Raw genomic sequence first — 15,636 nt, 5'->3', positions numbered from 1 at the left:
GGACCAGGTCGGGCGTGACCGGCCTGCTCAGCCAGCTGCCAGCAGTTCTTGCGCTCGACGTTCGACAGCAGCCCGAGCAGATAGGCACGGGCGGCTGTCCGCGGCTCAACTCGGCCGAATCGTCCCGCGATCCGGGCCATGGCCTGGTCGAACATCGCCCGCCAGCGGGCAGGGTCTACGCTATGGCCTGCGGCCACCGCACGATCTTCAGGAGTCCACACAACCCCCGATGATCACGCGGTGGCCGTACGCGTTCCCAGCCGGGTCTACCAGCATCGCGAAACCAGACTGGAGTATTAGTGGCGGTGGGGTGAGTCAGAGCCGCCCCGCCGCCTTTAGGGCGAGGTAAGCATCGGCAAGAGCCGGGGCGAGGTTGTCCGGCGTGGCATCGACAACCACCGCGCCGTGACGCTGAAGCTGCTCTGCGGTGCGGAGTCGCCTTGCTTGGGCCTGTGCGCCCGCTGCGGCTTCGTAGATCGCGTCCACTGTGCCTCTTGCATTCGCCATCTGCTCGACGTGCGGGTCCGCCACTGAAGCCACCAGCACGGTATGGCGCTGGGTCAGACGGCGGAGTACAGGGAGTAGACCTTCTTCTACGGGAGCCGCATCCAGACCGGTGAGAAGCACGATCAGGGAGCGACGCGGAGCCCCTGCGAGTACGGCAGAGACAAGACCTCGGCTATCCGTTTCCACGAGTGCCGGCTCGATCGGCGCCAGGGCGTTCACCATGGCCGACAAGACTTCTCCAGCGGACCGGCCCTGCACCTGTGCGCGGATGCGGCGGTCGTAGGCGAGTAGATCCACGCGGTCGCCCGCACGCGACGCAAGCGCCGTGAGCAGCAAGGCCGCGTCCAGAGACGCGTCGAGCCGGGGCACGTCACCGACACGCCCCGCCGAGGTACGGCCGGTGTCCAGGACGACGAGGATGTGACGGTCCCGTTCGGGGCGCCACGTGCGCACTGCGACCGCGGACTGACGTGCAGTGGCCCGCCAGTCGATGGAGCGGGTGTCGTCGCCGGGCACGTACGCACGCAGGCTGTCGAATTCCGTGCCCTCGCCACGGGTGAGAACACTGGTGCGGCCGTCGAGCTCGCGGAGTCTGGCGAGACGGGACGGCAGATGCTTCCGGCTGGTGAAGGGAGGCAGGACCCGTACCGTCCACGGGACCTGGTGATTCCCCTGTCGGGCGGCAAGCCCCAGAGGTCCGAACGAGCGGACGGTGATGCGTTCCGCCCGGCGGTCACCCCGCCGTGTCGGCCTCAGGACGGTGGTCAGCCGACGGCGTTCGCCTGCCGGGACCGCCAGTGTGTGTCGCGAGGAAGTCTGCTCCGTGCCGGTGGGCCAGCTGCTGGGAGGCCAGGCGTCGCGAAGGTGTGCCCGCAGCTTTCGACGGGAAGGATTGGTTACGGTGAGTTGCACTTCGGCGGTTTCACCAAGTCGAACGCTTGTGTCACCGGATCGGGTGAACCGAAGCGTTCGCACTGGTGCAGCCAGGGCGTAGTCGCAGAGAATTGCCAAAGAGAGCGGTGCGTTGACTGCCAGCATTCCGGTCCAGCTCGGGGCCAGGATGCCTACAGGGAGTGACCCCAGGGCGGCCAACAAGGCGGTGCGTCCGGTGAGGGCCACGGTCATCGCCTCATCGGGGTACGGAGACGTTGGCGAGGACGGCTGAGATGACGGAGTCGGGGGTGACACCCTCCATCTCCGCCTCGGGCCGCAGTTGGATGCGATGGCGAAGTGTGGGGAGTGCCAGTGCTTTCACGTCATCCGGAATGACGTAGTCACGGCCGGTGAGCCAGGCCCAGGCGCGGGCGGTCGACAACAGGGCGGTGGCACCTCGGGGAGAGACTCCGAGGGAGAGCGAGGGGGATTCACGCGTGGCACGACAGATATCGACGACATAGCCGGCGATCTCGGGGGAGACCTTGGTCCGGGCGACCGCGTTGCGGGCGGCCTCCAGATCGGCGGGGCCGGCGACGGGGCGTATGCCAGCGGACTTGAGGTCACGCGGATTGAAGCCGTCGGAATGGCGGGTGAGGACGTTGATCTCCTCCTCCCGCGAGGGCAGAGGCACGGTCAGCTTGAGAAGGAACCGGTCCAGCTGGGCCTCGGGGAGCGGGTAGGTGCCCTCGTATTCGACGGGGTTCTGCGTGGCCGCTACGAGGAAGGGGTCGGGCAGCTGCCGAGGTGTTCCGTCGACAGTGACCTGGCGCTCTTCCATGGCTTCGAGGAGGGAGGACTGCGTCTTGGGAGGGGTCCGGTTGATCTCGTCGGCGAGAAGCAGATTGGTGAAGACGGGGCCGGGCTGGAAGGAGAACTCGGCTGTGCGGGCGTCGTAGACCAGTGAGCCGGTGACGTCACTGGGCATCAGATCGGGGGTGAACTGGACGCGCTTGGTGTCGAGTTCGAGTGAGGCGGCGAGAGCCCGGACCAAGAGGGTCTTGGCCACTCCGGGGACGCCTTCGAGAAGGACGTGACCTCGGCAGAGCAGCGCGACGACGAGGCCGGTGACGGCCGGGTCCTGGCCGACCACGGCTTTGGCGATCTCTGAGCGCAGCGCTTCCAGAGATGCGCGGGCTGTGTCGCCGTTCCCGAAGGACTCGGTGGTCTCGGCGGGCACTGGGGACGGGGCGCTCATGACGTGCGTACCTCTCTTTCGAGGGTGTCGAGTTGGTCTGCCAGTTGGACGAGAGCGGCATCGTCGGACGGGGCGGGTCCGAAGAGCAATGTCTGGAGGCTGACGTCGGTGCCGCTTAGGCGGGCGGAAACGGCAGGGACAAGCGTTGAGGGGGAGTGGGCGTCGAGTGGGGGGACGCCGATGAGCGGGGCGATGCGGGTGCGGGTGGCGGAGCGCAGTGACTCGGCGGCCCGGTCGCGGGCGTTCGCCTTGCGGTAGAGGCGGGCCCGGCCCTCGGTGGATTCAGAGGCGCGGATGGCTACGGGCAGTCGCTCGGTCACCAGGGGGCCCAGACGGCGGGCACGCCAGATGGCGGCGAGTACAGCGGCCAGTGCGAGTTGCAAGGTGCCCCACAGCCAGCCCCGGGGGATCAAGTCGGCGAAGCTGCGGTCGTCAGTGGTGCCCTCGCCTCCGGCGCCCCCGTTCTCGGCGGTAGTGGATGAGTCAGCGAGTGAGGGAAGGTACCAGACCAGATGAGGACGGGAACCGAGAAGTTGCAGGGCCAGGGAGGCGTTGCCCTGATTGGCGAGCCTGTCGTTGTGGAGCAGGTCGGGGGAACCGAGGAGCACGGTGTCACCCGCGCCCTGTTCGACCAGGAGCACGGTGGGAAGGCCGTCGCTCGGAAAGCAGCCGATGGTGTCGAGGCTGTCGGAGGCATATCGGAAGCCTCCCGTTTCGACGTTGCCGGCGCTGCGGGCGGCGGGCAGGGAGCAGTCGGGGGCGCGGGGGGCTACAGGTCCGGCGGACTGTGCCCTGACGCCGGGGACCAGCGTGCCTACGGAGGGCGGGCCCGCTGCGAGCAGGATGGTGCGACCGGCCGAGTTGTCGGTCGCGGCACGGAGTTCCTTCTGCTGGAGCGGTGTCAGCAGATTGGGGGAGGCGACCAGCAACGTGGTGTCGGGGCCGGCTTCGGCGGTGGCGTCGTCGATCGTGGTGACCACGTGGACGGAGACGCCGCGTTCCTTGAGGAGTTCGGCGACGGCCCGGCTGCCATAGCGGTCGGCGGAGCGAGGGTCGAGGCGGCCGTGCTGGTCACCGGAGCGGACGGTTGCCAGGGCGGTTCCGGCGGCTACGAGTACGAGAAGGGCGAGGAGCAGACCGCGGATGCGGACCCAGACCTGGTGAGGGGTGAGGGCTCCCGAGGTGGAGGCGGCGGTGACCTCGGTCATTCGGCTGCTCCCCGGGCCGCGGTTGTCAGGAGAGGCTTGGCGGCTTCGAGATCGAGGTCCAGAGTCCGCACGACCAGGTATGCCTGCTGGTCGGCGGTGCGGCCGCCGTATGTGACATCGTCGAATTCTCTGGCGGCCGAGTGGAGTCGCGTCGCGTGTGCGGGCAGTGGGCGGCCCGCTTCGGCGGCGGCCTCGTCGGCGGTGCGCCCGGGGCGGGGGTCGAGCAGGGCGCGCTCTTCCAGGGAGCGGACGATGGCGCGCATCCGTTCCTGGACCGCCTCGTTCCAGCGCTGGGCGGCGGCGTGGGCCTCGGCGGCCTTCCGGTGCTCGGCCGCGCTGCGGGGGCTGTCGTCGAAGAGGGCGTCCACGGAACGCACGGTGCGGCGTGGAGTGCCCAGCCGCCACCAGACTGCGGCGACCAGGCCTATGGCGATCAGTACGAGCACGACAAGGCCGACCGGGCCGCCCGGTGCGGCGCCGGAGGCCCTGTCCAGGAGGTCGCCGATCCAGTCCCAGAGACGGTCGAGACCTCGTTGGAGGAGGTTGGGATCGTTCTCGTGGTACATCGGTTTGGACAGTTCGTGCTTAGCTGCCTCGCGGGCCGGGACACGTGGAGTGTCCACGGGGATGTCGCTGCTCGCGTGGATCAGTAGCCGTACTGCTGTGGTGCCCCCCACCCCCGGCACGGCATCAGCTCCTGGTGTCGTATCCGGGCAGGCCCGCTGCCCGGGCGAGCTCGAGGTCGAGTGCCTCGCGGCGGATGCGCTGATCGATGTAGAGCAGTGCCATCACGCCGGCGGAGAGCGGGTACGTGATCGTCGAGATGATCACCTCGCCGATGCCGGAGACGATCAGGAAGGGCCAGCCGAACTGCGTGGAGGTGTCCGTGAGGATGGAGCCGATTCCCTCACCGTCCACGGCCATCGCGATGACACCGAAGGGGATGGCGATGATCACGGTCACGATGAGCGTCAGCAGCCAGGTCAGCGCCAGGATGCCGAAGGTCCGCCACCAGGCGCCCCTGACGAGCTTCGCGGAACGGCGCATGGAGGTGATGATCGACTGCCGCTCCAACATCAGGGCCGGCGAGGCGAGGCAGAAGCGGACCATGAGCCAGATGACGACGACGAGCGCGGCCATGAATCCGATGAGGACGAGCCCGGCGCCCGCTGCGGAGCCCGTGAGCATGCCCGGCAGCAGACCCGCTGCCATGATGGCGGAGCTGATCAGGGCCAGCAGCAGGGTCAGCCCCAGCAGCTGAGGAAGCCGGGGCCGGGCCTCGGCCCAGGCGTCGGAGAGCGTCACGGAGCGGCCCAGCACCGAGCGGCTGATCACCACGGTCAGCACAGATGTCGTGATCAGCGTGGCGATCATGGTGATGAGCAGGGACGGCACGCTGTTGAACAGAGTCGACTGTGCCGAGTCGGCGGCCTGCCGCAGAGCTTCCGCGCCGGTGGCGTTCGGGTCGACCTGTGCGGGTTCCGGCAACAGGAATCGTTCGATGAGGATGATCGCGATCTGGGCGATCACGGACACAGTGAGTGTGATGCCGAGGACCGTGCGCCAATGGGCGCGCATCGTGGAGACCGCGCCGTCGAGGATCTCGCCGACGCCGAGAGGCCGCAGCGGGATGACACCGGGCTTGGCCGCAAAGGGCGGCTGCCCCCAGCCGGGTCCCTGGGGTCCGCCCCAGCCTGCGGCAGGAGGCGGTACGCCAGGTCCGGCGCCGGGAGCGCTCGGTGGGGACCACTGCCCTGCGGGCGGCTGCGTGGGAGACCAGTTCCCTGCCGGGCCGCTGCCGTCGACGGGTTCGGAGGGCCGGGGGACACCGGCTCCCTGATCCTCGGAGGGGGCAGATCCGGGCGAGGCCCAGCCCGGAGTGTCGTTCATTCTCGCTCCTTCACGGTCCTGACCGCTCATCGGGGCGGCAGGTTGGCAGCCATCGTGCCACGCGATGCTCAGGTATGGGCCGGGCGCTCTATCTCCTTCGTGCCTTCATTTGTGGGCGGCTCACCGGGCAGACTGGACGGATGGCTGATCAGGACGCGCAATCGCCGGTGGGCATCGAGCCTCCCGCGCTTCCCGTACTTCGCTGGGCCGAGCCGCCGGAAGGTCCCGCACTGGTGCTTCTCGACCAGACGCGACTGCCGGCGGAGGAAGCCGAGCTGGTGTGCACCGATGTGCCTGCCCTGGTGCGGGCGATCCGGACGCTGGCGGTGCGGGGCGCCCCGTTGCTGGGTATCGCGGGGGCCTACGGGGTGGCTCTCGCGGCCGTGCGGGGGGACGACGTGGCGGCGGCCGCGGAGCTGCTGGAGCGGGCGCGGCCCACCGCGGTGAATCTCGGCTACGGGGCACGGCGGGTCGGCGAGGCGTATCGCGAGGCCGTCGGGCGAGGGGCGGATCCGGAGCCGGCCGCGGCGGTGGCGCTGGCCGAGGCCAGGGCGCTGCACCGGGAGGACGCCGAGGCCAGCGGCCGCATGGCGCGGTACGGCCTTGCCCTGTTGGACGAGCTGCTGCCCGCCGGTGGAGGGCATCGCTTGCTGACGCACTGCAATTCGGGGGCGCTCGTCTCCGGCGGTGAGGGCACTGCCTTCGCGGTGGCGCTCGGGGCGCACCGGGAGGGGCGGCTGCGGCGGCTGTGGGTGGACGAGACGCGTCCGCTGCTGCAGGGTGCCCGGCTGACGGCGTACGAGGCGGCGCGCAACGGAATGCCGTACAGCCTGCTCACGGACAACGCTGCAGGTTCGCTGTTCGCTGCGGGGGAGGTGGATGCCGTGCTCATCGGAGCGGACCGCATTGCCGCGGACGGGTCGGTGGCGAACAAGGTGGGGAGCTATCCGCTGGCGGTGCTGGCGAAGTACCACCACGTACCGTTCATCGTGGTCGCGCCGACCACGACCGTGGATCTGGACACCCCGGACGGAGCATCGATCATCGTCGAGCAGCGGCCGGGGAGCGAGGTGACGGAACTCACATCGCCGCAGGCCGGGGTGGCGGGCGGGGAAGTCGGCGGACTGCTCGTGGCACCGGTGGGAACCCCCGCGTACAACCCCGCGTTCGATATCACGCCGCCGGAGCTGGTCACGGCAATCATCACGGAGGAGGGCGCGGTTTCCCCGGTCACGGGGGTCGGACTGGCAGAGCTGTGTGCCAGATCATCGCAGGTAACGATTAGCTAATGGGATGATGTCGATTATGAAGGGACGCGTCCTTGTCGTCGACGACGACACCGCACTGGCCGAGATGCTCGGGATTGTGCTGCGTGGTGAAGGGTTCGAGCCGTCGTTCGTAGCGGACGGCGACAAGGCACTTGCCGCATTTCGTGAGGCCAAGCCGGACCTGGTCCTGCTGGATCTCATGCTGCCCGGTAGGGACGGCATCGAGGTCTGCAGGTTGATCAGGGCCGAGTCGGGTGTGCCGATCGTCATGCTCACTGCCAAGAGCGACACGGTTGACGTGGTGGTGGGCCTGGAGTCCGGGGCCGACGACTACATCGTCAAGCCGTTCAAACCTAAGGAGTTGGTTGCCCGGATCAGGGCACGTCTGCGGAGGTCCGAGGAACCGGCGCCGGAGCAGCTGGCCATCGGGGACCTGGTCATCGATGTGGCCGGTCACTCGGTGAAGCGGGAGGGACAGTCGATCGCCCTCACCCCGCTGGAGTTCGACCTGCTGGTCGCGCTCGCCCGTAAACCGTGGCAGGTCTTCACTCGTGAGGTGCTGCTCGAGCAGGTGTGGGGATACCGCCATGCCGCCGACACCCGACTGGTGAATGTGCATGTCCAGCGGCTGCGTTCCAAGGTCGAGAAGGACCCGGAGCGGCCGGAGATCGTGGTGACCGTCCGAGGGGTCGGTTACAAGGCCGGACCGAGCTGAGATGCCCCCGAGTAGCGCTGCTCCGCAGCCCGGGGAGCCGGGAGCCCGTGCGGAGCGGGCTGCCGGTCCAGGACACAAGGCGTTCCGGATAGGGCGCCTTCTGCAGGGCGGCCGGTTGTTCCACGACCGGGCGCCCGGCGGACCCGTGCCGCGATTGCTGATGCGTTGGGTGCGGCGTCCGCTGCTGCCCGCCGTACGGCTCTGGCGGCGCAACATCCAGTTGCGGGTCGTCGCGGGCACGCTGCTCATGTCGCTCGGTGTGGTGCTGCTTCTCGGGCTGGTCGTGATCGGGCAGGTGCGCAACGGCCTGCTCGACGCCAAGGGCAAGGCTGCCCAGACACAGGCGGCCGGCGGTTTCGCCGCAGCCCAGGAAAAGGCGAACGCCCCCCTCACCCCCGGTGGGCAGGGCGGCGACCCGGCGGACGGCGCCACTGCCAACAACTCCTGGCGGACCGAGCTCGTCGACCAGCTTGCCAGCGGCGGCAAGAACGCCTTCAACGTGGTGGCGCTCAGCGCCGACGAGGGAACCCGTGCCCCACGCGGCTCGGGCAGCGTGGAGGCGGTGAGTATTCCGCAGCGCCTGCGGGACGCAGTGAACAAGGAACCCGGGGCGTTCCAGACGTACTCCGAGATCCAGTACGCGAACGGGCAGCAACCGCAGCCCGGACTCGTCGTGGGCAAGCGGCTCTACGACAACGACCACAATCCGTACCAGCTCTACTACCTCTTCCCGCTGACGCAGGAGGAGAAGTCGCTGACGCTGATCAAGGGCACACTGGCGACCGCGGGACTCTTCGTGGTCGTACTGCTCGGGGCCATCGCCTGGTTCGTGGTGAGGCAGGTCGTCACGCCCGTGCGGATGGCGGCCGGCATCGCCGAGCGGCTCTCCGCAGGCAGGCTCCAGGAGCGGATGAAGGTCACCGGCGAGGACGACATCGCCCGGCTCGGTGAGGCCTTCAACAAGATGGCGCAGAACCTCCAGCTGAAGATCCAGCAGCTGGAGGAGCTCTCCCGGATGCAGCGGCGCTTCGTCTCCGATGTCTCCCACGAGCTGAGGACCCCGCTGACGACCGTACGGATGGCCGCCGATGTCATCCATGAGGCCCGCAGCGACTTCGATCCCGTGACGGCGCGCTCCGCGGAGCTGCTCGGGGACCAGCTCGACCGGTTCGAGTCGCTGCTCTCCGATCTGCTGGAGATCAGCCGCTTCGACGCGGGGGCCGCGGCGCTGGAGGCGGAGCCGATAGATCTGCGGCAGGTCGTACGACGGGTGATCGGCGGGGCCGAGCCGCTGGCCGAGCGCAAGGGCACCCGGATACGGGTGGTCGGCGACGAGCAGCCGGTGATCGCGGAGGCCGACGCACGGCGGGTCGAGCGCGTCCTGCGCAACCTCGTCGTCAACGCCGTCGAACACGGCGAGGGCCGCGACGTCGTGGTGCGGATGGGGGTGGCCGGAGGTGCGGTCGCCGTGGCCGTCCGGGACTACGGGGTGGGGCTCAAGCCGGGCGAGGCCACGCGGGTGTTCAACCGCTTCTGGCGGGCGGACCCGGCCCGCGCGCGGACGACCGGGGGTACCGGTCTCGGACTCTCCATCGCGGTGGAGGACGCCCGGCTGCACGGCGGGTGGCTGCAGGCATGGGGCGAGCCCGGCGGCGGTTCGCAGTTCCGCCTCACGCTGCCGCGCACGGCGGACGAGCCGCTGCGCGGATCGCCGATACCGCTGGAACCCGAGGACTCCCGTCGCAACCGGGAGAGCCGCGAGCGGGCCGCGGCCGCGCCGAAGACGGGGAGCGAGCACCGGCTGACGGCTGTGCCGACCCAGCCCGGCAGCAATGACAGGTCCGCACTGCCCGTACCGTCCCGCGCTCCGGCGGCGCCACGGACGGCACCTGCCTCGGTGCATCCGGCCGCCCTTCCGGGGAACGGCGCACGGGTGGTCGCGCGCCACGCCGAGGACCGGTCGGGCAGCGAATTCGACAGTGCGGTGCAGGGCCCGGAGCGGGGGGACACGAATCGTGGGGACTGACCGTCACAAGGACGGCCATGGTCGCGTACTGGGGCTGTTCGCGCTGCTCGGATGCGGTGTGGTGCTGCTGTCCGCGTGCGGTTCGATGCCCGTCACCGGGGATGTCAAGGCTGTGGACGCCTCGCAGCCCGGCGACTCCCAGGTCCAGGTGTACGCCGTCGCGCCACGTGACAACGCCACCCCCAACGAGGTGGTCGACGGCTTCCTGGAGTCCATGACCAGTGATGACCCGCGCTTCAGGACGACCCGTCAGTACCTGACGAAGAAGGCGGCCGAGACGTGGAAGCCGAACGCGTTCACCACCGTACTCACCGCGGCGCCGAACCGGAACGACCGCCCTGTCCGCGACAGCGACCGCAACATCACCGAGGTCACCTACACACTGACCGGTGAGAAGGTGGCGACGGTCGACGAGCAGAGCGCCTATCAGCCGCTCGCGCCCACCGACTACAACCAGACCCTGCACCTGGTGAGGGAGAACGGGCCGGACGGCAAGGAGTGGCGGATCGACCTTGTGCCGGACGGTCTTCTGCTCGGCCAGTCGGACTTCAAGCGTCTCTACCGCTCCGTCAACAAGTACTACTTTGCGACGGGGCGGCCCGAGGCGCAGTCGACCCTGGTCGCCGACCCTGTCTATCTCCGTAGCCGGACGGATCCCGTCACGGGGATGGACACCGTGACACAGTCCGTCCGCAGCCTCCTCGCGGGGCCGACCAGTTGGCTGCGGCCCGTGGTCGCATCCCGGTTCCCTCCCGGTACGGCGTTGAAGAAGGGGGTCACTTCGCTGGCGCCCGACGACCGCAACGTACTGAAGGTCCCGCTCGACAAGAAGGCGGACGGCGTCGGGCAGCGCTCCTGTCGCATGATGGCCTCGCAGATCCTCTACACCCTGAGGGATCTGACGTCCGCACGGGTCGAGCAGATCGAGTTGCAGCGCTCCGACGGCTCCACGCTGTGTCTGCTCGGGGCGGACCAGGCGGAGGAGTTCGCTCCTGACGGTTCGTCGAGCGGGCCGGACAGCCAGTACTTCGTCGATGCCAAGGGGCATGTGGAACGAATTCCCGGCAGCACCAAGGGCAGCGGAGCCCCGGAGACGGTGGCCGGTCCGCTCGGCGACGGACCGGTGCGGATGGGCACGGTCGGTGTGGCCAGGGACGAGCAGTCGGCGGCGGCGGTCTCGCGCGACGGAGCGTCTCTGTACGTGTCGTCCATCATCTCGGACGGCGAGCTTCCCGCAGCCTCGGTGACCAGCAGGGCCCACGACGCGAAGAACCGTCTGTCGACACCGAGCTGGGACGGCCGGGGCGACCTGTGGGTGGCCGACCGGGATCCCGACAGCCCCAGACTGCTGAGACTGGCCGGGGGTACCGGCGAGCCGCAGGAGGTCGCCGTGCCCGACCTGGACGGTGGGCGGATCGAGGCGGTGCGCATGTCCGCGGACGGAGTACGGATCGCCCTGCTGGTGACCCAGGACGACCGCAACACGCTGAAGATCGGCCGGATCGAGCGGCGCGGGCCGGCGTCGGAGCAGCAGGTGTCGGTGGTGGAGCTGCGCCAGGCCGCACCACAGCTGACGGATGTGACCGCGATGTCGTGGTCGGGCCGCAGCCGTCTTGTGGTGGTCGGCAAGGAGCAGGGCGGGGTGCAGCAGGTGCGCTATGTGCAGGCGGACGGTTCGACGTCCGCATCGGGGGTGCTGCCCGGAGTGAACCAGGTGTCGTCGGTCGCGGCGGCGGACGACGAGCAGCTTCCGCTGATGGCGGCCACGTCCAGCGACGGCATCGTGAAGCTGTCGCCCGGTGACAACTGGCAGACGGTGGTCAAGGAAGGCTCGTCGCTGGTCTACCCGGGCTGAGCCGCAAGGTCCGTTCCGCGTTTTCCACAGGGGTGGCCCGTTCGCTCCGGGAAGCGCACAGTGGAGTCATGCGGGGGTGGTGGCGGGAGATCTCCGGCCTGGTGCTGCCGGTGTCCTGCGGCGGCTGCGGCACGCCGCGCGTAGAGCTGTGCGAGGAATGCCGTGCGGAGCTCCACGGCAGGGCACCGCGCCGGGTGAGACCCGACCCGGAGCCTGTGGGCCTGCCGGTGGTGCACGCGGCCGCCGCGTACGAGAACGCGGTGCGTGCGGTGCTGCTGGCCCATAAGGAGCGGGGTGAGCTGGGGCTGGCCGGAGCCCTCGGCAAGGCGCTGGCGGGGGCCGTACGGGCCGGGACGGGGCATGTGGGTGTCGCCGGCCCGCTGCTGCTCGTACCCGTGCCGTCGGCCTGGCGCGCGGTGGCGGCACGCGGCCATGATCCGACGCGCCGGATCGCGCTGGCCGCTGCGGGGGAGCTGAGACGCGGCGGCACCCGGGCCCAGGTGGTCGCGGTGCTGCGGCAGCGGCGCGCGGTGGCCGACCAGGCGGGGCTGGGCGCCCGTCAGCGGCAGGTGAATCTGGTGGGGGCGCTGGAGGTCGTGGCCGGGGGCGAGCGGCTGCTTGCGGCCGGACGGGTGGTGCTGGTGGACGACCTTCTGACGACAGGTGCCTCGCTCGCCGAGGCGGCTCGGGCGGTGGGTGAGGCGTGCGGGCACGAGGGGGCTGCCTCCGGCAGCGGGCAGGCGGCCGTTGTCGCAGTATCTCCGTCGGCCTTCGAAATAAACCGGAACTGCCAATGAACTTGCATCGTTGCAGGTAGTGAGTGGAGAAAATGCCCCGAGCGGAGGTACGTGCGAGTAGCGGGTGCCGACATCCGGCCAGGCAGGCTATGTTCGGTTGTGAGGAATGGTGAATGCCGGACCTCGATGAATGCACCGCCAGGTTTCGGGCAGGCAACACACCGGTAGTCCAGACGCTGGGAATTCGGTGGGGTGGAGACCTCGCCGATGGGGGAGGAGGAGGTGGAAGTCACCGAGTCCGCGGCTCCGGTTGTCACCGGGGCCTGGTGCAAAAGGGAGATGCTCCGCCCCTGAGCGGAGCGATCCGGGAACGGAGTTCTGCGTGGACATCGTCGTCAAGGGCCGCAAGACCGAGGTGCCCGAGCGGTTCCGCAAGCACGTGGCCGAGAAGCTGAAGCTGGACAAGATCCAGAAGTTCGACGGCAAGGTGATCAGCCTCGACGTCGAGGTGTCCAAGGAGCCGAACCCCCGTCAGGCCGACCGCTCCGACCGGGTGGAGATCACGCTCCGCTCGCGCGGCCCGGTCATCCGGGCGGAGGCGGCCGCAGGCGACCCGTACGCAGCGCTGGACCTGGCCACCGGCAAGCTGGAGGCGCGGCTGCGCAAGCAGCACGACAAGCGCTACAGCCGCCGTGGCAACGGCCGGATTCCCGCTGCCGAGGTCGCCGAGACCGTGCCGGGGGCGGCGTCGTTCAACGGTGAGGGCGACCTGATCGTCAATGAGTCGGCCGAGTCCGTGCCCACCACCAGGTTCGGCTCGCTGGAGGTTCAGGGCGAGGGTCCGCTGGTGATGCGCGAGAAGACGCATGTCGCCGCACCGATGTCGCTCGACCAAGCGCTCTACGAGATGGAGCTGGTCGGGCACGACTTCTATCTGTTCGTCGACTCCGAGACCAAGGAACCCAGTGTCGTCTACCGACGGCATGCCTATGACTACGGTGTCATCCACCTGAGGACCGACCCGCTGGCCGCCGACGAGGCGGGCGGCGCAGGCGGTGCGCTCGGCGGCTGACGCCACCCTTCCGCGGTGCCCCTGGAGCGCCTGTGCGCCCCCAGGGGCACCCGCGTGCGGTCAACAGGATCACCGCTCTGACGTCCAGGCATGGAATCATGGCGTCCCAAGCCAATCGGTGCTCTGTGAACTGCCGTTGGCGGACAATGTGTGAACTTCAGGCCATGGCCTTCAGGGGGAGGAACGATGGCGGACACCTTCGGGCCCGTGCGTGATGCGAATGATGCCGACGACATCGCCGGTGCCCGCACCGGCGCGGACGCGGACAGTGGTTTCCGCAGGGAGCCGATCAGGGTCCTCGTGGTGGACGACCACGCGCTTTTCCGCAGAGGTCTGGAGATCGTCCTCGCCCAGGAGGAGGACATCCAGGTCGTCGGCGAGGCGGGTGACGGGTCCGAGGCGGTCGACAAGGCCGCCGATCTGCTTCCCGACATCGTGCTGATGGACGTCCGGATGCCCAAGCGCGGTGGCATCGAGGCCTGCACGTCGATCAAGGAGGTGGCCCCCAGCGCGAAGATCATCATGCTGACGATCAGCGACGAGGAGGCCGATCTCTACGACGCGATCAAGGCCGGCGCCACCGGCTATCTCCTCAAGGAGATCTCCACGGACGAGGTGGCCACGGCCATTCGCGCGGTCGCCGACGGGCAGTCCCAGATCAGCCCTTCCATGGCGTCCAAGCTGCTCACCGAGTTCAAGTCGATGATCCAGCGGACCGACGAGCGCAGGCTGGTGCCGGCGCCGCGGCTCACCGACCGGGAACTCGAAGTCCTCAAACTCGTTGCAACGGGCATGAACAATCGCGATATCGCGAAGGAACTGTTCATTTCCGAGAACACCGTGAAGAACCACGTCCGCAACATCCTGGAGAAGTTGCAGCTGCACTCCAGGATGGAAGCCGTGGTCTACGCCATGCGGGAGAAGATCCTCGAAATCAGGTGAGGGCGGGGGAACGCGGGCTCAGGACAGGGCGCGGGCGATTTCCTGAGCGAGCGGTCCGCGCAGTTCCGGTGCGTCGACCCGCTCCAGCCGGACATCTGTGCAACCGACCCAGGACGCGGCCTCCACCAGCGCCTCGGCCATCGGCGCCACGGCCTTCCCGCCTGCCAGCGACACCTGCCGGGCGACCAGCGTGCTGCCCTCCCGCGCCGGGTCGACGCGGCCCTGCAGCTTTCCGCCCGCCAGCAGCGGCATCGCGAAGTATCCGTGGACCCGCTTGGGCTTGGGTACGTAAGCCTCCAGGCGGTGGGTGAAACCGAAGATCCGCTCGGTGCGCGCCCGCTCCCAGACCAGTGAGTCGAACGGCGACAGCAGCGTCGTACGGTGCCGCCCGCGCGGCTCCGAGGCCAGCGCCGCCGGGTCCGCCCAGGCCGGCTTCGCCCAGCCCTGCACCGTCACCGGCACCAGCCCGGAGTCCGCCACCACCGCGTCGAACTGCTCACCTTTCAGCCGGTGGTAGTCCGCGATGTCCGCCCGGGTGCCCACCCCCAGAGACTTCCCCGCGAGCGCGACCAGCCGTCGCAGGCATTCCGTGTCGTCCAGGTCGTCGTGCAGCACGTCATCGGGCAGGGCCCGTTCGGCGAGGTCGTACACCCGCTTCCAGCTGCGCCGCTCGGTGCACACCACCTCGCCGTACATCAGGGCGCGCTCGACGGCGACCTTCGACGCCGACCAGTCCCACCACTCCCCGCCGTTCTTCGCGCCGCCGAGCTCCGTCGCCGTCAACGGGCCCTCGGCGCGCAGCTGCTTGATCACCGTCTCGTACGCGCCGTCCGGCAGGTCGTGGTGCCAGTGCGGGCGCGAGCGGTAGGCGCGGCGGCGGAAGGCGAAGTGCGGCCACTCCTCGACCGGCAGGATGCAGGCCGCGTGCGACCAGTACTCGAAGGTGCGGCCACCCGACCAGTACGACTCCTCGACGGTGCGTCGGCCGACCGCGCCGAGGCGCGCGTACGGAATCAGTTCGTGCGAGCGCGCCAGCACCGAGATCGTGTCGAGCTGTATGGCGCCGAGATGCCGCAGCACACCCGGAACCCCGGCCCGGCGGTCCGGAGCGCCGAGGAAGCCCTGGGCGCGCAGGGCTATCCTGCGCGCCTGGTCGGCGGAGAGTTCAGCGGCGGGAGGCGGCACAGACGTCATGCCTTGCACCCTAGAGGCAGGCACTGACAGCCGGCCGCGGAGTTGTAGGTACCGGCGGGATCGGAGAGCGGAGGGATCGCGGTCCGCCGGG

The 15,636-nt window shown here is 69.4% G+C and carries 13 protein-coding genes and 1 pseudogene; 7 read left to right on the top strand and 7 right to left on the bottom strand.

The window, feature by feature from the left end; translation table 11 throughout:
- The 6 genes and pseudogenes from ABZY11_RS27235 to ABZY11_RS27210 all read right to left on the bottom strand — a co-directional run.
- Positions 1–140: pseudogene (locus ABZY11_RS27235) on the bottom strand (IS701 family transposase); the annotation flags it as partial.
- Between the two features lie 175 nt (positions 141–315).
- Positions 316–1,626, bottom strand: coding sequence for a DUF58 domain-containing protein (locus tag ABZY11_RS27230; RefSeq protein WP_356481661.1), 1,311 nt, complete (start codon positions 1,624–1,626; stop codon positions 316–318).
- Between the two features lie 10 nt (positions 1,627–1,636).
- The gene (locus ABZY11_RS27225) at positions 1,637–2,638 is read right to left on the bottom strand and encodes a MoxR family ATPase (RefSeq protein ID WP_356481660.1); all 1,002 of its coding nucleotides are present in this window, start codon (positions 2,636–2,638) and stop codon (positions 1,637–1,639) included.
- Complete coding sequence (locus tag ABZY11_RS27220; RefSeq protein WP_356481659.1) at positions 2,635–3,846, bottom strand: DUF4350 domain-containing protein; 1,212 nt, start codon at positions 3,844–3,846, stop codon at positions 2,635–2,637. Before ABZY11_RS27220 ends, ABZY11_RS27225 begins: the two co-directional genes overlap by 4 nt.
- Positions 3,843–4,532 (bottom strand): DUF4129 domain-containing protein, encoded by a 690-nt coding sequence (locus ABZY11_RS27215; protein ID WP_356481658.1) that lies wholly within the window; start codon positions 4,530–4,532, stop codon positions 3,843–3,845. Before ABZY11_RS27215 ends, ABZY11_RS27220 begins: the two co-directional genes overlap by 4 nt.
- Before the next feature lie 4 nt (positions 4,533–4,536).
- Positions 4,537–5,736 (bottom strand): hypothetical protein, encoded by a 1,200-nt coding sequence (locus tag ABZY11_RS27210; protein WP_356481657.1) that lies wholly within the window; start codon positions 5,734–5,736, stop codon positions 4,537–4,539.
- A 140-nt stretch (positions 5,737–5,876) separates the two neighbouring features.
- Between ABZY11_RS27210 and mtnA the strand changes: the two genes are divergently transcribed.
- From mtnA to ABZY11_RS27175, 7 genes are all read left to right on the top strand, one after another.
- Positions 5,877–7,025, top strand: coding sequence for an S-methyl-5-thioribose-1-phosphate isomerase (gene mtnA, locus ABZY11_RS27205; RefSeq protein WP_356481656.1), 1,149 nt, complete (start codon positions 5,877–5,879; stop codon positions 7,023–7,025).
- Between the two features lie 4 nt (positions 7,026–7,029).
- A complete protein-coding gene (gene mtrA, locus ABZY11_RS27200; RefSeq protein WP_187438793.1) occupies positions 7,030–7,719 on the top strand; it encodes a two-component system response regulator MtrA in 690 nt (229 codons plus the stop codon).
- Position 7,720: 1 nt separating this feature from the next.
- Complete coding sequence (mtrB, locus tag ABZY11_RS27195; protein ID WP_356481655.1) at positions 7,721–9,745, top strand: MtrAB system histidine kinase MtrB; 2,025 nt, start codon at positions 7,721–7,723, stop codon at positions 9,743–9,745.
- Positions 9,735–11,600 (top strand): LpqB family beta-propeller domain-containing protein, encoded by a 1,866-nt coding sequence (locus tag ABZY11_RS27190; protein ID WP_356481654.1) that lies wholly within the window; start codon positions 9,735–9,737, stop codon positions 11,598–11,600. The genes mtrB and ABZY11_RS27190 overlap by 11 nt, the downstream gene beginning before the upstream one ends.
- Before the next feature lie 68 nt (positions 11,601–11,668).
- Complete coding sequence (locus ABZY11_RS27185) at positions 11,669–12,397, top strand: ComF family protein (protein ID WP_356481653.1); 729 nt, start codon at positions 11,669–11,671, stop codon at positions 12,395–12,397.
- Between the two features lie 322 nt (positions 12,398–12,719).
- Complete coding sequence (raiA, locus tag ABZY11_RS27180) at positions 12,720–13,409, top strand: ribosome-associated translation inhibitor RaiA (protein WP_356481652.1); 690 nt, start codon at positions 12,720–12,722, stop codon at positions 13,407–13,409.
- A 186-nt stretch (positions 13,410–13,595) separates the two neighbouring features.
- Entirely contained in the window at positions 13,596–14,351 is a 756-nt protein-coding gene (locus tag ABZY11_RS27175; RefSeq protein WP_356481651.1) for a response regulator transcription factor, read from the top strand.
- An 18-nt stretch (positions 14,352–14,369) separates the two neighbouring features.
- Here the strand turns inward: ABZY11_RS27175 and ABZY11_RS27170 are convergent, their stop codons facing one another.
- Complete coding sequence (locus ABZY11_RS27170; RefSeq protein ID WP_356481650.1) at positions 14,370–15,545, bottom strand: crosslink repair DNA glycosylase YcaQ family protein; 1,176 nt, start codon at positions 15,543–15,545, stop codon at positions 14,370–14,372.
- Positions 15,546–15,636: the final 91 nt, after the last annotated feature.

The organism is Streptomyces sp. NPDC006510, from assembly GCF_040611955.1.
Classification (GTDB): Bacteria; Actinomycetota; Actinomycetes; order Streptomycetales; family Streptomycetaceae; genus Streptomyces.
Note: the sequence above shows the minus strand (reverse complement) of the source record. Positions and strands in the feature narration are given on the sequence as shown.